The organism is Streptomyces sp. NPDC057854, assembly GCF_042797055.1.
Taxonomy (GTDB): Bacteria; Actinomycetota; Actinomycetes; order Streptomycetales; family Streptomycetaceae; genus Streptomyces.
Map to the genome: position 1 here is coordinate 140,463 of NZ_JBHVMF010000016.1, position 18,986 is coordinate 159,448.

The 18,986-nt window shown below is 73.7% G+C and carries 21 protein-coding genes; 3 read left to right on the top strand and 18 right to left on the bottom strand.

The features are described from left to right. Positions 1–59: 59 nt before the first annotated feature. Positions 60–1,613 (top strand): CocE/NonD family hydrolase, encoded by a 1,554-nt coding sequence (locus ACFVQZ_RS23270; protein WP_383625595.1) that lies wholly within the window; start codon positions 60–62, stop codon positions 1,611–1,613. A gap of 52 nt (positions 1,614–1,665) precedes the next feature. Here the strand turns inward: ACFVQZ_RS23270 and ACFVQZ_RS23275 are convergent, their stop codons facing one another. The 14 genes from ACFVQZ_RS23275 to ACFVQZ_RS23340 form a co-directional block, all read right to left on the bottom strand. Beyond that, on the bottom strand, positions 1,666–2,532 hold the full coding sequence (locus ACFVQZ_RS23275) for an amino acid ABC transporter permease (protein ID WP_383625598.1): 867 nt from the start codon (positions 2,530–2,532) through the stop codon (positions 1,666–1,668). After that, positions 2,529–3,173, bottom strand: coding sequence for an amino acid ABC transporter permease (locus ACFVQZ_RS23280; protein WP_030496453.1), 645 nt, complete (start codon positions 3,171–3,173; stop codon positions 2,529–2,531). The genes ACFVQZ_RS23275 and ACFVQZ_RS23280 overlap by 4 nt, the downstream gene beginning before the upstream one ends. A 17-nt stretch (positions 3,174–3,190) precedes the next feature. Beyond that, positions 3,191–4,114 (bottom strand): glutamate ABC transporter substrate-binding protein, encoded by a 924-nt coding sequence (locus ACFVQZ_RS23285; protein WP_030496452.1) that lies wholly within the window; start codon positions 4,112–4,114, stop codon positions 3,191–3,193. Positions 4,115–4,128: 14 nt separating this feature from the next. Next, positions 4,129–4,872 (bottom strand): amino acid ABC transporter ATP-binding protein, encoded by a 744-nt coding sequence (locus ACFVQZ_RS23290; RefSeq protein WP_030496451.1) that lies wholly within the window; start codon positions 4,870–4,872, stop codon positions 4,129–4,131. Between the two features lie 165 nt (positions 4,873–5,037). Continuing rightward, a complete protein-coding gene (locus ACFVQZ_RS23295; protein ID WP_383625603.1) occupies positions 5,038–5,475 on the bottom strand; it encodes a DUF6278 family protein in 438 nt (145 codons plus the stop codon). A gap of 83 nt (positions 5,476–5,558) precedes the next feature. Further along, entirely contained in the window at positions 5,559–6,338 is a 780-nt protein-coding gene (locus ACFVQZ_RS23300) for an exodeoxyribonuclease III (RefSeq protein WP_030496449.1), read from the bottom strand. An 81-nt stretch (positions 6,339–6,419) separates the two neighbouring features. Further along, positions 6,420–7,052 carry an MBL fold metallo-hydrolase gene (locus ACFVQZ_RS23305; RefSeq protein ID WP_383625607.1) on the bottom strand — a complete coding sequence of 211 codons (633 nt, stop codon included), beginning with the start codon at positions 7,050–7,052 and terminating at the stop codon, positions 6,420–6,422. A 51-nt stretch (positions 7,053–7,103) separates the two neighbouring features. Then, entirely contained in the window at positions 7,104–8,378 is a 1,275-nt protein-coding gene (locus tag ACFVQZ_RS23310; protein WP_030496447.1) for an alpha/beta fold hydrolase, read from the bottom strand. 112 nt (positions 8,379–8,490) lie between these two features. Beyond that, the gene (locus ACFVQZ_RS23315) at positions 8,491–9,909 is read right to left on the bottom strand and encodes a DEAD/DEAH box helicase (RefSeq protein ID WP_030496446.1); all 1,419 of its coding nucleotides are present in this window, start codon (positions 9,907–9,909) and stop codon (positions 8,491–8,493) included. Positions 9,910–9,945: 36 nt separating this feature from the next. Further along, positions 9,946–10,524: a hypothetical protein gene (locus ACFVQZ_RS23320; RefSeq protein ID WP_030496445.1), complete on the bottom strand. Its 579-nt coding sequence runs from the start codon at positions 10,522–10,524 to the stop codon at positions 9,946–9,948. Further along, on the bottom strand, positions 10,521–11,684 hold the full coding sequence (locus tag ACFVQZ_RS23325) for an ROK family glucokinase (protein WP_030496444.1): 1,164 nt from the start codon (positions 11,682–11,684) through the stop codon (positions 10,521–10,523). The genes ACFVQZ_RS23320 and ACFVQZ_RS23325 overlap by 4 nt, the downstream gene beginning before the upstream one ends. 55 nt (positions 11,685–11,739) lie before the next feature. Continuing rightward, positions 11,740–12,528 (bottom strand): sugar ABC transporter ATP-binding protein, encoded by a 789-nt coding sequence (locus ACFVQZ_RS23330; protein WP_030496443.1) that lies wholly within the window; start codon positions 12,526–12,528, stop codon positions 11,740–11,742. Beyond that, complete coding sequence (locus ACFVQZ_RS23335) at positions 12,525–13,580, bottom strand: ABC transporter permease (RefSeq protein WP_383625613.1); 1,056 nt, start codon at positions 13,578–13,580, stop codon at positions 12,525–12,527. Before ACFVQZ_RS23335 ends, ACFVQZ_RS23330 begins: the two co-directional genes overlap by 4 nt. Continuing rightward, positions 13,577–14,596, bottom strand: a complete 1,020-nt coding sequence (locus tag ACFVQZ_RS23340) for a sugar ABC transporter substrate-binding protein (protein ID WP_081959389.1) — start codon at positions 14,594–14,596, stop codon at positions 13,577–13,579. The genes ACFVQZ_RS23335 and ACFVQZ_RS23340 overlap by 4 nt, the downstream gene beginning before the upstream one ends. A gap of 283 nt (positions 14,597–14,879) precedes the next feature. Here ACFVQZ_RS23340 and ACFVQZ_RS23345 point away from each other — a divergent pair, with 283 nt between their 5' ends. Further along, positions 14,880–15,875, top strand: a complete 996-nt coding sequence (locus ACFVQZ_RS23345; protein WP_030496440.1) for a Gfo/Idh/MocA family oxidoreductase — start codon at positions 14,880–14,882, stop codon at positions 15,873–15,875. Between the two features lies 1 nt (position 15,876). Here ACFVQZ_RS23345 and ACFVQZ_RS23350 read toward each other — a convergent pair whose 3' ends face one another. From ACFVQZ_RS23350 to ACFVQZ_RS23360, 3 genes are read right to left on the bottom strand one after another with little or no spacing between them, the layout of a single operon-like run. After that, positions 15,877–16,269 (bottom strand): PaaI family thioesterase, encoded by a 393-nt coding sequence (locus ACFVQZ_RS23350; RefSeq protein ID WP_030496439.1) that lies wholly within the window; start codon positions 16,267–16,269, stop codon positions 15,877–15,879. 34 nt (positions 16,270–16,303) lie between these two features. Next, positions 16,304–16,990 carry a response regulator gene (locus ACFVQZ_RS23355; protein WP_383625616.1) on the bottom strand — a complete coding sequence of 229 codons (687 nt, stop codon included), beginning with the start codon at positions 16,988–16,990 and terminating at the stop codon, positions 16,304–16,306. After that, positions 16,987–18,201 (bottom strand): sensor histidine kinase, encoded by a 1,215-nt coding sequence (locus tag ACFVQZ_RS23360; protein ID WP_383625619.1) that lies wholly within the window; start codon positions 18,199–18,201, stop codon positions 16,987–16,989. The genes ACFVQZ_RS23355 and ACFVQZ_RS23360 overlap by 4 nt, the downstream gene beginning before the upstream one ends. Positions 18,202–18,345: 144 nt before the next feature. On the opposite strand from ACFVQZ_RS23360, the gene ACFVQZ_RS23365 reads away from it, so the two are divergent. Continuing rightward, positions 18,346–18,570: a hypothetical protein gene (locus ACFVQZ_RS23365; RefSeq protein WP_030496437.1), complete on the top strand. Its 225-nt coding sequence runs from the start codon at positions 18,346–18,348 to the stop codon at positions 18,568–18,570. Here the strand turns inward: ACFVQZ_RS23365 and ACFVQZ_RS23370 are convergent, their stop codons facing one another. Next, positions 18,571–18,978 carry a hypothetical protein gene (locus ACFVQZ_RS23370; protein WP_383625622.1) on the bottom strand — a complete coding sequence of 136 codons (408 nt, stop codon included), beginning with the start codon at positions 18,976–18,978 and terminating at the stop codon, positions 18,571–18,573. Positions 18,979–18,986: the final 8 nt, after the last annotated feature.

Genomic DNA, 18,986 nt, shown 5'->3' on the forward strand with positions numbered 1-18,986 from the left:
GTTACCGTCGGGCCACTTCGCTGCCCCCCCATCAGCGACCCCCCATCGAGGAGTGGCCCGTGCGTACACCCCTGGCCCTCGCCGTCTCGGCCGCCCTGGTGGCCGGGACGGCCCTGGCACTGTCCCCCGCCGCCCACGCCGCCGACTCCGGCCCGACGATCCGGTTCGTCGACATCGCCGGTGACGGCGGCACCGTCCTCAAGGCCAACGTCGTCACGCCCGCCGGCGCCGGCGGCTCCACCCGCCATCCCGTCGTCGTGCTGCCGACCAGCTGGGCCATGCCCCAGGTCGAGTACCTGGCGCAGGCGCAGAAGCTCGCCGACTCCGGCTACGTCGTGGTGAGTTACAACTCGCGCGGCTTCTGGCAGTCCGGCGGCGAGATCGAGACCGCCGGCCCGAAGGACGTCGCCGACGCGTCCCGGGTGATCGACTGGGCGCTCGCCAACACCCCGGCCGACCCCGGCAAGATCGGTATGGCCGGAGTCAGTTACGGCGCCGGCATCAGCCTGCTCGCCGCCGCCCACGACCCCCGGATCAAGGCCGTCGCCGCGCTGAGCGGCTGGGCCGACCTCATCGACTCCATCTACAGCGGCCGCACCCAGCACCTCCAGGCCGCCGCGCTGCTCGGCGGCGCCGGCTACCTCACCGGCCGCCCCGGACCCGAACTGGAGAAGGTCCTCAAGGACTTCCTCTCGTCCAACCTGGACCAGGAGGACGAGATGATCGCCTGGGGCCGGCAGCGCTCGGCCGCCACCCACCTCGACCGGATCAACGCCCACGGCACCGCGGTCATGCTGGGCAACGCCTGGGGCGACACCATCTTCCCGCCCAACCAGTACGCGAGCTTCTTCGAGAAGCTGAAAGGCCCCAAGCGGCTGGAGTTCCGCCCCGGCGACCACGCCACCGCCGAGGCCACCGGCCTCCTCGGCCTGCCCAACGACACCTGGACCAGCGCCCACCGCTGGTTCGACCGCTATCTGAAGGGCGCCGACAACGGCGTCGACCGCGAGCGGCCCGTCCAGCTGAAGCCGCGCTCCGACGGCGGCTACGAGGGCTACGCCGACTGGGCGTCCGTCCACGCCCACCGCGAGCGGCTCACCCTGAACGACCCCGAGCACCTGTGGACCGGCGCGGACTCCGGCGCCAACGGCGGCGTCGTACTCCTCAGCAACCTCCTCGACCAGCTGACGCAGACCCCGCCGGCCGTCTCCGTGCCGCTCCTCCCCCGCACCTCCGCCGCCGTCTGGCAGTCCGGGCGGTACGACTCCGGCGCGGCGGTGCGCGGCACCCCGGTGCTGCACACCACGGTCACGCCGACCGCGTCGAGCGGCACCTTCGTCGCGTACCTCTACGACGTGGGCCCCCTCGGCATCGGGAAGCTGGTGTCCCACGCCCCGTACACCTTCCACGACCGGACGCCCGGTCGGCCGTTCGCCGTGGACCTGGAGCTGTTCTCCACGGCCTACGACGTGCCGGCCGGCCACCGGCTGGCGCTGGTCGTCGACGCCGTCGACCCGCTGTACATCGAACACAACCCGGCCGGCGCGCAGCTGACCTTCTCCTCCCCCGCGTCGGATCCCTCGTACCTGTCGGTGCCGGTGCGGGAGGAGTGATCACGGCTGCTGCCGGGCCGGTGTCAGGCCCGTGCGGGGGCCTGTCGAGGGGTCACTCCCGGCCCGGCAGCGTCACCACCGGTGCGGCGGGAGCGACGTCCACCCCCTTGGTGCGGGGGTCGCGGCGCTCCCGGCGCGCGACCCAGGTCGCGAACCAGGAGAGCAGCATGCACAGGCCGATGTAGATCGGCGAGATGACGAGGACGACCGGGATGAACGGCAGGTCGTAGTCGAGGTTCGAGGCGATCAGCTTGCCCGCGTGCAGGAACTCCTCGTAGGTGATGAGGAAGCCGAGCGAGGTGTCCTTCAGCGCCACCACCAGCTGGCTGATGATGGCGGGCAGCATCGCGCGGACCGCCTGCGGGACCAGGACCCAGGTCATCACCTGGGTCTTGCGCAGGCCCAGGGCGTACGCGGCCTCGCCCTGCCCGCGCGGCACGGCGTGCACGCCGGCCCGGAAGACCTCGGCGAGCACCGAGCCGTTGTAGAGGGTGAGTCCGGCGACCAGCGCGGGCAGCGGCTGCACCTTGAGCGCCACGAAGATGAAGAAGATCATCACCAGTACGGGCATGGCGCGGAAGAACTCGACCAGCAGGGTGGCGATCCAGCGCACCGGCCGGTGGTCGGAGAGCCGTCCGGTGGCGAGGACCGCGCCGAGCGCCAGCGACAGCACGGCGGCGAGCGCGAACGCCTTGAGGGTGTTGCCGAGCCCTTCGAGCAGCAGCTCCTGGATGCCCTCGTACACGAAGGGCCGCCACTTCACGGCGTTGAACTGGTCGGTGTCGAAGAGGAGGTAGAGGATCCAGGCGGCGATGCCGAGGATCACGGCGGTGGAGGCCAGGCCGTAGAGGAGGTGGCGGCGGCGGGCGTGCGGGCCGGGGAGGTCGTACAGGGCGCTGGCCTGCGGCGGACGGCTCATCGGGCGACCCCCCAGCGCTTCTCCATCGCGTGGAAGAGCGCGCTGATGGCGAGGGTGATGATCAGGTAGCCGACGGCGATCCAGACGAAGGTCCAGATGATGTTGTAGCCGAGTTCGCTCAAGGTCTTGTAGGTGCCCAGGAGTTCGGTGACGCTGAAGGCGCCGGCGATGGCGGAGTTCTTGGCGAGGGCGATCAGGGTGGAGCCGATCGGCGGGATCACCGAGCGGAACGCCTGCGGCAGGACGACCGTGCCGAGGGTCTGGGTGAAGCTCATCCCGAGGCTGCGGGCAGCCTCGCCCTGCCCGACCGGGACGGTGTTGATGCCCGAGCGCAGCGCCTCGCAGACGAAGGCCGAGGTGTAGCAGCCGAGGGCGAGGACCGCGAACAGCTCGAAGGGCAGCACGATCCCGAAGCGGGGCAGCCCCAGCATCACCGCGAAGAAGAGCAGGGTGAGCGGGGTGTTGCGGAGGACGGTGACCCAGACCGTGCCGAAGACCCGGAAGGATCCGACGGGCGCGACCCGGAAGGCGGCCATGACGAAGCCCAGGACGAGGGCGAGCGCCGAGGCGTAGACGGTGAGTTCGAGGGTGCCGAGGAAACCCTCGCCGTAGAGCGAGAAGTTCTCTGTCAGTACGTCCATGTCAGCGGTGGCGGTCCTCAGTCGGACGGGTAGCGGTCGATGGGCGGCGGCGCCGGGGCGGGGACGCCGGAGAGGCCGAGGGTCGCGTCGTACGCCTTCTTCCAGTCGCCGTTCCTCTGGTGCGCGGCGACGGCGTCGTCGAGGGCGAACCGGAGCGCGGTGTCGCCGCGCGGCACGCCGATCCCGTACGGCTCCTTCGAGAACGGCTTCCCGGCGAGCTTCAGTTCGTCGGGGACCTTGGCGGCGTAGCCCATGAGGATGGTGTCGTCGGTGGTGACGGCGTCGACCTGGTAGGTGAGGAGGTTGTCGACGCAGATCGAGTACGTGTCGTAGGCGACGAGTTCGGCCTTCGGGTATTCCTGCTGGATGCGCTGGTAGGGGGTGGAGCCGGCGGCGGAGCAGACGCGCTTGCCGTCGAGGTCCGCCGGGCCGCGGATGTCCTCCTCGTCGGTGCGGACGAGGAGCGACTGGCCGGCCTGGTAGTAGGGGCCGGCGAAGCCGACGAGCTGCTTGCGCTTGTCGTTGATGGTGTAGGTGCCGACGTAGTAGTCGATCTGACCGTTCTGGAGGGCGGTCTCGCGGTTGGCGGAGGCGATGGTGCGGAACTCGACACCGGTCGCCGGGTCGAAGCCCAGGGACGCGGCCACCATCTTGGCGATCTCGATGTCGAAGCCGGAGTAGCGGCCGGTGGCCGGGTCCTTCTCGCCGAGGTACGGCTGGTCCTCCTTGGCGCCGACGATCAGCCGGCCGCGTTTCTTGGCCCGGTTCCAGGTGGCCGAGTCCGGCAGGGTGAAGCCGGACCGGACCTGGTAGACGGGGAGCTGGTCGGGCTGCGGGCCCTTGACGGGCGGACTGCCGGGCCGGCCGCAGCCGGCCAGCAGGAGGCCGGCGACGGCGAGCAGCAGGGCGAGGGTGCCCGGGCGTCGGTGCGTGCGCTGCATGGTTCCCACCCCGGTCAGTGCGAGAGGATCTTGGAGAGGAAGTCCTTGGCGCGCTCGCTGCGCGGGGCGGTGAAGAACTCCTCGGGGGCGCGGTCCTCCAGGATCCGCCCGTCGGCCATGAAGACGACGCGGTTGGCGGCGGAGCGGGCGAAGCCCATCTCGTGGGTGACGACGACCATCGTCATGCCCTCGCGGGCGAGTTGCTGCATGACCTCCAGGACCTCGTTGATCATCTCGGGGTCGAGGGCGGAGGTCGGCTCGTCGAAGAGGAGCGCCTTGGGGTCCATGGCGAGGGCGCGGGCGATGGCGACGCGCTGCTGCTGGCCGCCGGAGAGCTGCGCCGGGTACTTGTCGGCGTGGGCGGCGAGGCCGACCCGGTCGAGCAGTTCCCGGGAGCGCCGGTCGGCCTCCTCCCGCTTCCGGCGGCGGACCTTCATCGGGGCGAGGGAGACGTTGGCGAGGACGGTCTTGTGCGCGAAGAGGTTGAAGGACTGGAAGACCATGCCGACGTCGGCGCGGAGCCGGGCGAGGTCCTTGCCCTCCTCGGGGAGGGGCCGGCCGTCGATGCGGATCTCGCCGGACTCGATGGTCTCCAGCCGGTTCATGGCCCGGCAGAGGGTGGACTTGCCGGAGCCCGAGGGGCCGATGACGACGACGACCTCACCGCGGCCGACGGTGAGGTCGATGCCCTGGAGGACGTGCAGCGTGCCGTAGTGCTTGTTGACGCCACGCAGTTCGATCAGTGGATCGACGGTCATGCGCTGCCCTGCCCCATTCCCAGCGGTGTGCCGTTGCGGTGTGTCGAGACAGCGCAAACTACCGCCGGGAAAAGGGACTTCACACCCGACACGCCCGAAACGGACGAAGTCGCGATTAGCCGTATTTACGGCAACCGGGTGAGCGGGGGCGGCTGCCGCCGGGTGTCACTCCTCGGCGGCCTCGGCGTACACCTGGGAGAGCTCGGGCGCCCCGCTCATCGCCCACTCGACGCCGTACTCCACGACCGGGACCTCGAGGCCGGACTCCAGGACGACGACCGGACCGCCGTTCGGCCACACCTGCCAGCGGGCGCCCGGCACGTTCCGCACGATGACGGTGCCGAGGTACAGCCCGGCGTCGTTGCCGAACCAGGGCAGTTCCTCGGCGTCGTCGCGCCAGCGCGGCGGGAGCTGGTCCAGCTCCTCCAGGGAGCGCGGGGAGTCGTCGAGCGCCACGCCCGCCCCTTCGACCCGGGCGCGGAGCAGCTCGCACTCGGCGAGCAGTTCCGCCACGCCCTCGGGGTCACGGTCGAAGGCCGCGGCCAGCGGGGACGGGTCGGGCTCGTGCCGCTTGCGCCAGTGGTCGAGAAACGGGATGTTCATCGGAACAGCGTCGCATCGTCACCCGCCGGTCCACCACCCGGCACGCTGAGATCGTTATGGAGCGCCCGCGCAGGTCACCGCGGTCAGAGGTCGAGGTCGACGACGACCGGGGCGTGGTCGGAGGCGCCCTTGCCCTTGCGCTCCTCGCGGTCCACGTAGCTGTCCTTCACGGCCTCGGCGAAGGGCTTGTTGCCGTAGACCAGGTCGATGCGCATGCCCTTGTTCTTCGGGAAGGCGAGCTGGCGGTAGTCCCAGTACGTGTACGGGTGGTCGTACTTGAGCGGGCGCGGGACGACGTCGGTGAGGCCGGTCTCGCGCAGGCCGGCGAGGGCCGCGCGCTCGGGCTCGGTGACGTGGGTGGCGCCCTCGAAGAGGGAGACGTCCCAGACGTCGTCGTCGGTCGGGGCGATGTTGTAGTCGCCGAGCACGGCGAACGGGCGGTCGCCGGCCGCGTCGCCGGCGACGGCCGCCTTCAGCGCCTCCAGCCAGCGCAGCTTGTACGCGTAGTGCTCGTGGGCGACCTCCCGGCCGTTCGGCACGTAGACCGACCAGACGCGGACCGGGCCGCAGGTGGCGGAGATCGCCCGGGGCTCCTGCACCAGGTCGTACTCGGGTCCGCCGGGCAGGCCGGTGACGACGTCCTCGAAGCCGACGCGGGAGAGCAGGGCGACGCCGTTCCACCTCCCGGTGGCGTTGACCACCGACTCGTAGCCGAGGGCGCGCAGCTCCTCGGCGGGGAACTGCTCGGCGGTGCACTTGGTCTCCTGGATGCAGAGCACGTCGGTGCCGCTGCTCTCCAGCCAGGCCAGCAGCCGGGGCAGCCGGGCGGTGATCGAATTGACGTTCCAGGTGGCGATGCGCATGCCGACCAGCCTACTGGCGGGCACCGACAGCGGCCCGGAGCCCGCTCCCCCGGAGCCCCGGAGCCTCGCCGGCGCCGGGGCTCAGAGGTCGGCGGAGGCCCCGGGGGCGAGCCGCCGGTGGTCGGTGCCGCCGAGGCCGCCGATCTGCCGGTCGTAGATCGGCCGGGCCAGGTCGGTGAGCAGCGCGTCGTGGATGTCGTACGCCCGGCGCGGCTTCACCTCGCGGACGTAGTCGATCACCTCGGAGATCTTGTTCCACGGCGCCATCACCGGCAGCAGCAGGGTGTCCACCGGCCGGCCGGGGACGGTGAGGGCGTCCCCGGGATGGAAGACGGCGCCGTCGACGAGGAAGCCGACGTTGGTGATCCGGGGGATGTCCGGGTGGATCACCGCGTGCAGCTCGCCGTGGACCTCGACGTCGAAGCCGGCGGCGGTGAACGTGTCGCCGTCGCCGACCGTGTGGACGCGGCCGGGGTAGGCGGCGGCCAGCTGGTCGGCGACGCTGCGCAGGGTCCACAGCTCGACGGCCGGGTCGGCGTCGAGGGCGGCCCGGAGCCGCCCCTCGTCGAAGTGGTCCGGGTGCTCGTGGGTGACGAGGAGCGCGTCAGCGCCGCGCACCGCGTCCTCCTCCGTGAACGCGCCGGGGTCGAGGACGAGCGTCCGCCCGTCCTTCTCCAGCCGGACGCAGGCGTGGGACTTCTTCGTCAGCTTCACGGCCTTCACCCTACGCCGGGCGTGCGGGCCCGGCCCGGGCGAGGGCGCCCGCTACACCGGCGGCGTCGTCTCCTCGGTGATCACGCGGCCCACCGTGGCGAGCGCGGTCTCGGCGGCCGGCAGGCCGCAGTAGACGGCGGTGTGCAGCACGATCTCGCGGATCTCGGCCGGCGACAGGCCGTTGCGGAGGGCGGCGCGGGTGTGGTCGGCGAGCGCCTCCCGGTGTCCGCCGGCGACGAGCGCCGTCAGGGTGACGACGCTGCGGGTGCGCCGGTCGAGGCCGTCGCGGGCCCAGACCTCGCCCCACGCGTAGCGGGTGACGAGCTCCTGGAAGTCGGCCGCGTCCGCGTCGGCGAGCGCCCGGTCGACGTGGGCGTCGCCCAGGATCTCGCGGCGCAGCCCGAGCCCCTTCTCGTACGGGTCGGGGCGGCCCGCCGGGGCCTCCGCGCCGTCCTCGGCCGCCGGCGCGGCAGGCGCGGGCGCCTCGGCCGGGGCGGGGGGCGCGGGCGGGACCGGCGGCGGCACGGCGAGGGTGCCGCTGGTCTCCAGGGCGGCCGCGGCGAAGTGCTCCAGGAGCAGGTCGGTGACGGCGGCCGGCTGCTCGACGGGGGCGAGGTGGGAGGCGCCCGGGACGACGGCCAGCTTGGCGTCGGCGATGCCGGCGACGAGGGTACGGGCCTCGGCGGGGCCGGTCACCCGGTCCTCGGATCCGACCAGGACCAGCGCGGGCACACCGATGGAGCCGAGGGCGGCCCGGACGTCGAACACCGCCAGCGCCTCGCAGGCGGCGACGTAGCAGGCGGCGTCGGTGGTCCGCACCATCTGGACGGCCCAGTCGACGATGGCGGGCTGGTTCGCGGCGAAGAGCGGCGTGAACCACTGCTCGGGCGCGGTGCGGGCCATCGGCTCCAGGCCGTTGGCGCGGACCACCACGCCGCGCTGCCGCCACTCGTCGGCGGTGCCGAACCGCGGCGCCGTCGCCACCAGCGCCAGCGCGGCGACCCGGTGCGGGGCGCGCAGCGCCAGGTCGAGGCCGACGGCGCCGCCGAGCGAGCAGCCGGCGTAGCCGAACCGCTGGACGCCGAGGCCGTCGAGGGTGGCGAGCAGCCGGTCGCCGAGCTCCGCGACGGAGGTGAACGGCTGCGCCGGGGCGCCGCCGTGCCCGGGCAGGTCGAAGCGGACGACCCGCCGGTCCCGGGTCAGCTCCGGGATCTGCCGGTCCCACATGTGGAAGGTGGTGCCCAACGAGGGGCCCAGGACCAGGACGGGCGCGTCGTCGGGCCCGTCGACTCGGTATTGCAGGGTGTTCGTCGGTGTCTCACTCACTCGCCCGACCCTCTCATCTCCGCGGTTCCGGCACGGCGCCGGGTCGGATTTCGGGGAGCGTGAGGGAGGCGGGAGGGGAGCGAGGGGAGGGAGCCGGACGGGTACGCGGGGGTCAGCGGCCCCGGCGGACGCGGGCGGCCCTGCGGGCCTCGGCGAGCTTGCGCTCCTCGGCGGAGCGGCGGGACTCGTTCTTCGCCCGGCCGGGCTTGCCGGGGACGGTGCCGATGCCGCGGAACTGGGCGCCGCCGCGCTTCGGGCGCTCGCCACTGGGGGCGGCACCGTCGACGGGGACGCCGGACGGCGCCCTGGCGCCGGTGAGGCGGGTCAGCTCCGCCTCGCCGGAGCGGACCTGGGTGACCCGGGGCCGGAGCCCCGCGTCCGCCATCAGCCGGAGCACGTCCTTGCGCTGGTCGGGCAGGACCAGGGTGACGACGGTGCCGGAGCCGCCGGCGCGGGCGGTGCGTCCGCCGCGGTGCAGGTAGTCCTTGTGGTCGGCGGGCGGGTCGACGTTCACGACGAGGTCGATCTCGTCGACGTGGATGCCGCGGGCGGCCACGTTCGTGGCCACCAGGACGGTCACCTCGCCGCCGCGGAAGCGCTCCAGGGTGCGGGTGCGCAGCGGCTGGGACTTGTCGCCGTGCAGGGCGGCGGCCCGGACGCCGCTGCCGCGCAGGTGCGCGGTGAAGCGGTCGACGGACGCCTTGGTGGACAGGAACATGATCGTGCGCCCGTCCCGGGCGGCGATCTCGGTGGCGGTGGCGAACTTGTCGGCGCCGTGCACCTGGAGGACCAGGTGCTCCATGCCGTCGACGGAGGCGGCCGAGGGGTCGACCGAGTGGACGACCGGGTCGTGGAGGTAGCGCGTGACGAGGAGGTCGACGTTCCGGTCGAGGGTGGCGGAGAACAGCAGCCGCTGGCCCCCTTCCCGCACCAGGTCGAGGAGGGCGGTGACCTGGTCGGTGAAGCCCAGGTCGGCCATCTGGTCGGCCTCGTCGAGGACGGTGATCTCCACCCGGTCGAGCCGGGCGTCCTTGCGGGCGACGAGGTCCAGCAGGCGGCCGGGGGTGGCGATCACGACCTCGGCGCCGTCGCGCAGCGCCGTGGCCTGCCGGCCGATCGACATGCCGCCGACCACGGTGGCCAGCCGCAGGCCCAGCGCCCCGGCGAACGGCGCGAGGGCGTCGGTGACCTGCTGGGCCAGTTCACGGGTGGGGACCAGGACCAGGGCGCGGGGCTTGCGGGCCTCCGCGCGGCTCCCGGCGAGGCGCACGAGGAGCGGCAGGCCGAAGGCGAGCGTCTTGCCGGAGCCGGTCCGGCCGCGGCCGAGGACGTCCCGCCCGGCGAGGGCGTTCGGCAGGGTCGCCGCCTGGATCGGGAACGGGGTGACGACTCCCTGCGCGGTGAGCAGCTCCCGCACCTCGGCGGGCAGCCCGAGCTCGTCGAAGGAGGCGACGGCGGGGAGGGCCGGCGTGGCACCGGCGTGCTGCGCGAAGTCGTCCTCGGCGGCGGTGGGGCGGGGGGAGCTGTTCATGGGGTCCATTGTCACCCGCCGCGGCGGGCCGCCGGGTCAGGGGCTGGTGGTGGACACCGTGAAGACGCGGGGGAAGGCCGGGTCGGTGAGGTCGACGGTGATGTCGGACACGGGCCGGGGGTCCTCGCGGGTGACGGTGGTGCCGGACCAGGTCAGGCCGTCGGGGAAGGTCCAGCCGACGATGTCCGCGTCCCGGTCCGAGACGGTGATGCGGCCGGAGGTGAGGGCGGAGCGGCTGGTGCCGGACTCGGCGAGGAAGGTGTCGAGGCCGGTCGCCGTGGTGGTGAACTGGACGTACAGCCGGCTGGTCTTCCAGTTGCTGGTCTCGTAGTAGGCGACGCCGGAGGCGCCCGCCGGGACGGGGACCTCGAAGATGCGGCGCTTCATCAGCGACGGCCAGTTGTCCTGGAGGCCGACGACGGAGGACTCGCGTTCCTTGTCGACGCCGCTCTCCCGGCTCTGGCCGGCGGAGATCACCAGGTAGCCGGCGGGGATGCCGACGAGCAGCACGATGATGACCGCCGTGAGCCAGCGGCGCCGGATCATCCGGCCCCGGTCCTCCGGCATCCGCGGCCCGGGCCGGCGCTGCTCGGGCAGGCGGTCCTGCACGGTCATGAGCCGGGGTCCTCGGGGGTGCGGGCGGCGCGCCCGTGCGTGCCGGGGCGGAGGGCCTGCGCGTAGCGCTCGTACCGCTCGTAGCGCTCCACGCGGCGCCGGTTGGCGCGGCGGAAGCGGCGGGCGACGAGGCGGGCGAGGTCGGCGGCGCCGACCATGCCGGCCTCGGGGCCGAGCTGGGCGCGGGTGATGCGGGCCTCGGGGCGGTAGCCGCGGCCGGTGAGGTGGCGGCGGAAGGCGTCCCGGGCGGGGCCGATGAGCAGGTCGTCGGCGGCGGAGACGCCGCCGCCGATGACGAAGCACGACGGGTCGAGGGCGGCGGCGAGGTTGGCGATGCCGACGCCGAGCCACTGGCCGATGTCCTGGAGCAGCTCGACGCACATGGCGTCGCCCTCGCGGGCCAGCTCGGTGATCAGCGGGCCGGTGATGTCGGGGACGCTGCCCTTGACCCGCTCGATGATGTTGTACGCCACCGGGGAGTCGGCGGCGGCGAGCTCGCGGGCCTCGCGGACCAGGGCGTTGCCGGAGCTGTACTGCTCCCAGCAGCCGCGGTTGCCGCAGGGGCAGCGGTGGCCGCCGGGCACGACCTGCATGTGCCCGAACTCGCCGGCGACGCCGTACTTGCCGCGCTTGACCCGGCCGTCCTCCAGGATGGCGCCGCCGATCCCCGTACCGAGGGTGATCATGACGAGGTGGTCCTCGCCACGTCCGGCGCCGAAGCGCCACTCGGCCCAGGCGGCGGTGTTGGCGTCGTTGTCCACCATGACGGGGACGGCGAGCCGGTCCTGGAGGGCGTCGCGGAGGGGTTCGTTGCGCCAGGCCAGGTGGGGGGCGAAGAGGACGCGGGCCCGGTCGGCGTCGACCCAGCCGGCCGCGCCGATGCCGACGGCGTGCACGTCGTGCCGGTCGGAGAGGTCCAGGACCAGCTCGACGATGGTGTCCTCGACGACCTTGGGGCTCTTGGACTTGTCGGGGGTCTCGGTGCGGATCTTCTCCAGGATGGTGCCGTCGGCGTCGACGACGCCCGCCATCACCTTGGTCCCGCCGATGTCGATGCCCACCGTCGGCACCCGGGGCGCCGACAGGTGGGAGCGCCGCTCGCGGGTCCCGACGGTCCGCAGGACACCGCCCCGGGCGGCGGGGTCACGGTAGGTGTTCATCGGCTCGATTCTGCCAGGAGGGGGGTCGGGTCGGCGGGAGAAGCGGCGGGGCGGGTCACGGGGCGGCGGGGCGCTCCAGTTCGTGGCGGAGGTCGTCGAGCTCGCTGCCGCCGGCCATCTGGCGGGTCAACTCGTCGAGCGTGACGGACTCCTTGGTGTGGCTCGCGGCCATCACACCGCGCTTGAGCAGCACGAACCGGTCGCCGACGAGGTAGGCGTGGTGCGGGTTGTGGGTGATGAGGACCACGCCGAGGCCCTGGTCGCGGGCGGCGGCGACGTACTTGAGGACGACGCCGGACTGCTTCACGCCGAGGGCGGCGGTCGGCTCGTCGAGGACGAGGACCTTGGCGCCGAAGTGGACCGCGCGGGCGATGGCGACGCACTGGCGTTCGCCGCCGGAGAGGGTGCCGATGGGCTGGTCGACGTCGCGGAGGTCGATGCCCATGCGGAGCAGCGCCTCGCGGGTGGTGGACCGCATCCGCTCGGTGTCGAGCCGTTTGAAGGGGCCCTTGCCCCTGGTGGGCTCGGAGCCGAGGAAGAAGTTCCGCCAGACGGGCATCAGGGGGACGACGGCGAGGTCCTGGTAGACGGTGGCGATGCCCCGGTCGAGGGCGTCGCGCGGGTTGGCGAGGACGACCTCCTCGCCGTCGATGCGGAACGTGCCGGCGTCGTGCCGGTGCAGTCCGGCGACGATCTTGATGAGGGTGGACTTGCCGGCGCCGTTGTCGCCGAGGACGCAGGTGATCTCGCCCGCGTTCACCTCCAGGGAGACGCCTTCGAGGGCGCGGATGTTGCCGTAGTACTTGCTGACGCCGGTCAGCTCCACCAGCGGGGCCGTGGTCACTTGGTCGCCTCCACGCGCTTGCGGATCCAGGCGTTCAGCAGGGTCGCGAGGAGCAGCATCGCGCCGAGGAAGAACTTGAACCAGTCGGGGTTCCACTCGGCGTAGACGATGCCCTTGCTGGTCATGCCGAAGATGAGGGCGCCGACGGCGGAGCCGATGGCCGAGCCGTAGCCGCCGGTGATCAGGCAGCCGCCGATGACGGCCGCGATGATGTAGATCAGCTCGTTGCCGACGCCTTCGCCGGACTGGACGACGTCGAAGGAGAAGAGCAGGTGCTGGCCGGCGATCCAGGCGCACAGGGCGACGCCCATGTAGAGGCCGATCTTGGTGCGGTAGACCGGGACGCCGACCGCGCGGGCCGCGTCGGCGCCGCCGCCGACCGCGAAGATCCAGTTGCCGAAGCGGGTGCGGAGCAGGATCCAGGTGGCGGCGGCGACCAGGCCGAACCACCACAGGACGGTGACCTTCAGCTCGACGCCGCCGACGGTGAGGGTGGACGCGAAGACGGCGTGGGCGGAGGGGAAGCCCTCCATGTCGGCGATCGACTTGGTGGAGACGGTGCCGGTGACGATCTTGGTGACGCCCAGGTTGAGGCCGGTCAGCATGAGGAAGGTGCCGAGCGTGATGATGAAGCTGGGCAGTTTCGTCCGGGTCAGCATGAAGCCGTTGAACGCGCCGACGGCCAGGGTGACGAGCAGCGAGACGCCGACGCCGACCCAGACGTTCGCGGTCATCTGGTAGCTGAACATCGACGAGACCAGCGCGGAGCTGGTGACGAGGACGCCGGCGGAGAGGTCGAACTCGCCGCCGATCATCAGCAGGGCCACCGGGACGGCCATGATGCCGAGGGTGGAGGCCGCGTACAGGACGGTGCCGAGGCTGGAGGGGCGCAGGAAGCTGTCGGCGACGACCGCGAAGAAGACGAAGACGGCGACCGCGCCGACGACCGAGCCCAGCTCGGGGCGGGCGAGCAGCTTCTTCAGCGGGCTGGTGCGCAGCAGGCGTTCGTCGACGTGGTCGACGCCGTCGGACGGTGGGGCGGTGGTGCTCATCGGGTCCCCCGCTCGGCGTACCGCTTCAGGTCCCCGGCCTGGTCGCGGGTGATGATCTGCGGTCCGGTGAGGACGGGCTTGCCGCCGCCGAGGACGTCGGCGTTGTAGCGGTAGAGCCAGAGCAGGTCGACGGCCTGGTAGCCCTGGAGGTAGGGCTGCTGGTCGACGGCGAAGCCGAGGGTGCCGGCGGCGAGGGCGGTGGCGACCTTGGCGTTGAGGTCGAAGGTGTCGATCTCGGCCTTGCTTCCGGCGCCCTTCGCGGCCTGGACGGCGGCGTCGGCGAAGGGGGCGCCGAGGGTGACGACGGCGTCGACGTCCTTGTCGGACTGGAGCTTGGCCTCGATGGACGCCTTCACGTCGGGCATGTTGGTGCCGTCGACGTAGAGGTTGACCAGTTCGCCGCCGAAGGTCTCCTTCGTGCCGGCGCAGCGCTGCTCGTGGCCGACGTTGCCCTGTTCGTGCAGGACGCAGAGGGCCTTCTTCCGTCCGCGCTTCGTCAGCTCCTCGCCGACGGCCTGGCCGGCGACGGTCTCGTCCTGGCCGATGTGGGTGAGGGCGCCGAACGCCTTGGACTGCTCGGCGCCGGAGTTCACGGTGATCACCGGGATGCCGGCCTTGACGGCCTTCTGCACGGACGCCTTCATGGCGTCGGGCTTGGCGAGGGTGACGATCAGTCCGTCGACGCCCTTGGCGACGTACGAGTCGATCAGCTGGGCCTGCTGCTGGGCCTCGTCGCTGTGGGCGTAGAGGAAGTTGATGTTGTCCTTGGCGGCGGCCTGCTCGGCGCCGTTCTGGACGATGTCCCAGAAGGTGTCGCCGTCGCCCGAGTGGGTCACCATCGCGAAGGTCCAGCGGGGGGTGTCCACGGCCGCGCGGCCCTGGGCGGCGGCCGCCTTGCGGGCGTCCTCCGCCCGCTTGCCGCCCGTGCTGCTGCACCCCGCGAGCGCTCCCGTGAGCGCGAGTGCGAGCACGGCGCCGATCGCGGCGCGTACCCCTCCTGTCCGAAGCCTGGTCACGAGGCCGTGCCCTCCTTTGTCGCCTTCTGCGTGCATTGCAGTATCGGTCATGCGGGTCCCGGCGCTCGTCAGGGGGCCCTTCCCCCGGTCCGGCGCCCCTTCGGACGGGCCAGCGGCGCGGGGCGCCGGGGCGGGCCGGGGGCGGGGCGGACGGGAGGCGAGCGTAGTGCCGGGGCGGTGCGGCGGGAAGGCGTCGTACCGGCCCGGCGGGGGCGCGGGCGGCGCGTCCGGGCGCGTCCCGGCCGGCCTTGACACCGTCCGGCGGGCGGCTCACGGTGGGGCCATGCGCATCGGACTGATCGGTACGGGCCGGATCGGGAGTTTCCACGCGGGGGCGCTCGCCCGGCATCCGGGGGTCGGCGCGCTGGTGGTCACGGACGCCGACCCGGCGCGGGCGGCGGCGGTGGCGGCGGCGGTGGGCGCACAGACCGCGCCGGACGTGCCGGCGCTGCTGGGACGGGGCCTGGACGCGGTGGTGATCGCCTCGGCGACGGCCGCGCACGCGGAGCTGATCGGCCGGGCCGCGCGGGCCGGTCTGCCGGCCTTCTGCGAGAAGCCGATCGCGCTGGACGTGCCGGGGACGCTGGCCGCGCTGGCGGCGGTGGCGGAGGCGGGCACCGAGCTCCAGCTGGGTTTCATGCGCCGCTTCGACGCGGGCTACCGGGCGGCGCGGGAGGCGGTGCGGGCGGGGCGGCTGGGCCGGCTGCACACGGTGCGGACGGCGACCTCGGACCCGGAGCCGCCGCCCGCCGCGTACCTGCCGCTGTCCGGCGGGCTGTTCCGGGACTGCATGGTGCACGACGTGGACATCGTGCGGTGGGTGACGGGGCGGGAGGTCGTGGAGGTGTACGCGACCGGGTCGGACGCGGGTCCCGCTATGTTCCGTGAGGCCGGTGACGTGGACACGGCCGCCGCGCTGCTCACGTTGGACGACGGCACGCTGGTGACGGCGACGGCGACCCGCTGCAACGGCGCCGGCTACGACGTGCGGATGGAGCTGGCCGGGGACCGGGACCAGCTGGCGGTGGGCCTGGACGAGCGCACCCCGCTCACGTCGCTGGAGCCGCACTCCCCCGCGCCGCCGCCGAAGCCGTGGCCGGGCTTCCTGGAGCGGTTCGCCCCGGCGTACGAGGCGGAGCTGGACGCCTTCGTCCGGCTGGTGCGCGGCGAGGCGCCGAACCCGTGCGACGGGCGGGAGGCGCTGGCGGCGCTGCGGGTCGCGGACGCGTGCGAGCGCTCCCGCCGCGAGCACCGGCCGGTGCGGGTGGGGGACGCGTGACTCAGCCGACGGCGCGGACGGTGCCCTGGGCGAGGGCGCACAGCGTCTCGTCGCCCTCCTCGTCGACGGTGAGGAGTTCGCAGCGGACGACGGCCTGGCGGCGGCCGGCGTGCAGGACCTCGGCGCGGGCCCGGAGGGTGACGCCGGTGGCGGGGCGGACGTAGTCGATGGAGTAGCCGGCGGTGAGGACGGCCGGGCCGAGGACGGTGCCGGCGGCGAAGGTGATCGCGTTGTCGGCGGCGTAGGAGAGGACTCCGCCGTGCACGAAGCCGTTCTGCTGGCGCAGGTCCTCGCGGATCGGCAGTTCGAGGGTGGCGCCGCCGTCGCCGAAGGCGCGGACGTCGGCGCCGACGAGGCGGCTGAAGGGCTGGGCCCGCAGGATGTCCCGGGCCATGGCGAGGGTCGCGGTGTCGGTCACCCGCGTCACCCTACTCGCCGGTATCGCCCGGGGGGTCCTCATCGAGGAGACCGGCGTCGTGGACCAGGAGGGCGATCTGGACCCGGTTGTTGAGGCCGAGCTTGGCGAGCAGCCGGGACACGTACGTCTTCACCGTCGGCACGCTCATGTACAGCGCGGCGGCGATCTCGGCGTTGGAGGCGCCGCGGCCGACGGCGACGGCCACCTCCCGCTCGCGGTCGGCGAGCCCGGCGAGGCGCTCGGCGGCGGTGGCCCGGCGCGGCCGGGCCTCGGGGCGGCCGGCGACGTGCCGCATCAGCTGGCGGGTGACGGCCGGGGAGAGCACGGGGTCGCCGGCGGCGACCCGGCGGACGGCGGCGACGATCTCGGCGGGCGGGGTGTCCTTGAGGACGAAGCCGGCGGCGCCGGCGCGCAGGGCGCGCAGCACCTGCTCGTCGGCGTGGAAGGTGGTGAGGACGATCACCTCGGGGGCGCCGGGGCGGGCGCGGAGCCGTTCGGTGGCGGTGAGGCCGTCGACGTGCGGCATGCGGATGTCCATGAGGACGACGTCGGGGGCGAGCCGGTCGACGAGGCCGGGGACCTCGCTGCCGTCGGAGCCCTCGCCGACGATCTCGACGGTCTCGTCGCCGCCGAGCATCAGGGTGAGGCCCGCGCGGACCAGGGGGTCGTCGTCGACGAGGAGCAGCCGGATGGTCATGGGGGCCACGGTAGCCAGGCGGTGAGGGCGAAGCCGCCGCCGGGGGCGGGGCCGTGGTCGAGGCGCCCGCCGGCGAGGGCGGCCCGTTCGGCGAGTCCGATGAGGCCCTGCCCGGAGCCGGGGACGTGCGGGACGGGTCCGTCGGGGGCGGGGTTGCGGATCTCGACGGTGAGCCCGTCGCCGGGCCGGCCGCGCAGCACGACGGTGACGCGGGCGCCGGGGGCGTGCTTGCGGGCGTTGGTGAGGCCCTCCTGGGCGATGCGGTAGACGGTGCGGCCGGTGGCGGCGGGGACGGTGCCGGGGTCGTCGACGGTGGAGTCGAGGACGACCGTCATGCCGGCGGCGCGGGACTCGTCGACGAGCGCGCCGAGGGTGGCGAGGGTGGGCTGGGGCCGGTCGCCGCCGCCCTGCTCGTCGCCGGGGGCGCGGAGCACGCCGATGATCTCGCGGAGGTCCTGGAGGGCGTCGTGGGCGCTGTCGCGGATGACGCCGGCGGCGCGGGCGATCTGCTCGGGCGGGGCGTCGGGCCGGAACTCCAGGGCGCCGGCGTGGACGCTGAGCAGGGTGAGCCGGTGGGCGAGGACGTCGTGCATCTCGCGGGCGATGGCCTCGCGGGCGAGCCGCTGGGCCTGCGCGGCGCGCAGTTCGGCCTCGGCCTCGGCCCGCTCGGCGCGCTCGCGCAGCGCCTCGACGAGCCGGCGGCGGGACCGGACGAGCATGCCCCAGGCGGTGGCGAGGAGGGAGAGGGCGACGCCGAGGACGATGCCGAGCGGGGCGGGGGTCTCGGGGTCGGGGCGGACGAAGACGGTGGCGACGGAGCCGGCGAGGGCGAGCGCGAGGATCCAGGCGATCTCGCGGAAGGGCCGGCGGACGGCGACGCTGAAGAGGCTCACGAGCATGGCGCCCGCGGCGACCGGGACGACGGCGCCGGCGACCGCGAGGACGGCGGCGAGCGCGGCGGGCCACCGGCGGCGCAGCCACAGCGCGCAGCAGGCGAGGGCGCCGGCGATCTGGTCGAACAGGTTGACGGCGTCGCTGTGGTAGCGGGCGCTGGTGTCGGCGGCGACGAGGCCGAAGAGGGCGGCGAGCAGGAAGACGAGGGTGTCGACGACCCAGTCGCGGACGGTGCGGCGCGGCCGGGCGGCCCCGGTCCCGCCCGGTGCGACCAGGTGGGAGGGGAGCAGCAGGTGCTGCCGGTCCGTACGGGTCATGCTCGCAATGTACGCAGCGGGGGCGCCGGGCACCGGCCGGCGGCGTCCGTCCGCGACCGAAGTCGCGGGGGTCGATACTTCGGTCGCGGGGCGGTGGACCGGCGGCGGGCGCGGCGGGCCGGGCGGCGCGCCCATGATCGCCGCATGAGGAGATTTCTTGAGGTGTCCGGCTTCCTGCTCACGGTGTTCGGGGTGTGCGGGGTGGTGCGGGAGCTGACGGACGGCTGGTTCTCGTTCATGGCCGCGACGCGCTTCCTGACCGAGCACGTGGGCTTCCTGGAGGGCCGGGAGGTGTTCGCGAACATCGTGGTCGCCGTGCTCGGCCTGGTCCTGATGATCGTGTCGGAGCGGGCCGGGAAGAAGGTCTGACTACGCCCGGGGCGCGGCGTCCAGGTGTTCGGCGAGCCGTCGCTGGGCGCCGCCGCTCGCGGTGAGCCCGGCGCCGAGGGCGGCGCAGGGCACGGAGCCGCCGAGCAGGGCGACGAGGAGCGGCCAGTCGCGGGCCTCGACGCAGTCGTCGGCGTGGGCGTACTCGCTGGCGATCAGGGCGGGGCACTCGTCGCCGCCGTCGCCGTACGGGGTGACGAGGAGGACGGCGAACCAGACCCAGAGGAGCCCGGCGGCGGCGAGGAGGCCGAGGCCCCACGCCTGGGTGCGGCGGGCGCGGGCGAGCAGCGGCGCGGCGGCGGAGTCGGCGCGGGCGGCGGACGGGGTGCGGGCGGCGGACGGGGTGCGGGCGGCGGACGGGGTGCGGGCGGCGGACGGGTTGCTTGGCATGGACAGAA

Bases quoted from the DNA above. Each gene is read 5' to 3' on its own strand.
- ACFVQZ_RS23275 (WP_383625598.1), bottom strand. From the start codon at position 2,532: ATGAGCCGTCCGCCGCAGGCCAGCGCCCTGTACGACCTCCCCGGCCCG.
- ACFVQZ_RS23280 (WP_030496453.1), bottom strand. From the start codon at position 3,173: ATGGACGTACTGACAGAGAACTTCTCGCTCTACGGCGAGGGTTTCCTC.
- ACFVQZ_RS23285 (WP_030496452.1), bottom strand. From the start codon at position 4,114: ATGCAGCGCACGCACCGACGCCCGGGCACCCTCGCCCTGCTGCTCGCC.
- ACFVQZ_RS23290 (WP_030496451.1), bottom strand. From the start codon at position 4,872: ATGACCGTCGATCCACTGATCGAACTGCGTGGCGTCAACAAGCACTAC.
- ACFVQZ_RS23295 (WP_383625603.1), bottom strand. From the start codon at position 5,475: ATGAACATCCCGTTTCTCGACCACTGGCGCAAGCGGCACGAGCCCGAC.
- ACFVQZ_RS23300 (WP_030496449.1), bottom strand. From the start codon at position 6,338: ATGCGCATCGCCACCTGGAACGTCAATTCGATCACCGCCCGGCTGCCC.
- ACFVQZ_RS23315 (WP_030496446.1), bottom strand. From the start codon at position 9,909: ATGAACAGCTCCCCCCGCCCCACCGCCGCCGAGGACGACTTCGCGCAG.
- ACFVQZ_RS23320 (WP_030496445.1), bottom strand. From the start codon at position 10,524: ATGACCGTGCAGGACCGCCTGCCCGAGCAGCGCCGGCCCGGGCCGCGG.
- ACFVQZ_RS23325 (WP_030496444.1), bottom strand. From the start codon at position 11,684: ATGAACACCTACCGTGACCCCGCCGCCCGGGGCGGTGTCCTGCGGACC.
- ACFVQZ_RS23335 (WP_383625613.1), bottom strand. From the start codon at position 13,580: ATGAGCACCACCGCCCCACCGTCCGACGGCGTCGACCACGTCGACGAA.
- ACFVQZ_RS23345 (WP_030496440.1), top strand. From the start codon at position 14,880: ATGCGCATCGGACTGATCGGTACGGGCCGGATCGGGAGTTTCCACGCG.
- ACFVQZ_RS23350 (WP_030496439.1), bottom strand. From the start codon at position 16,269: ATGGCCCGGGACATCCTGCGGGCCCAGCCCTTCAGCCGCCTCGTCGGC.
- ACFVQZ_RS23355 (WP_383625616.1), bottom strand. From the start codon at position 16,990: ATGACCATCCGGCTGCTCCTCGTCGACGACGACCCCCTGGTCCGCGCG.
- ACFVQZ_RS23360 (WP_383625619.1), bottom strand. From the start codon at position 18,201: ATGACCCGTACGGACCGGCAGCACCTGCTGCTCCCCTCCCACCTGGTC.
- ACFVQZ_RS23365 (WP_030496437.1), top strand. From the start codon at position 18,346: ATGAGGAGATTTCTTGAGGTGTCCGGCTTCCTGCTCACGGTGTTCGGG.
- ACFVQZ_RS23370 (WP_383625622.1), bottom strand. From the start codon at position 18,978: ATGCCAAGCAACCCGTCCGCCGCCCGCACCCCGTCCGCCGCCCGCACC.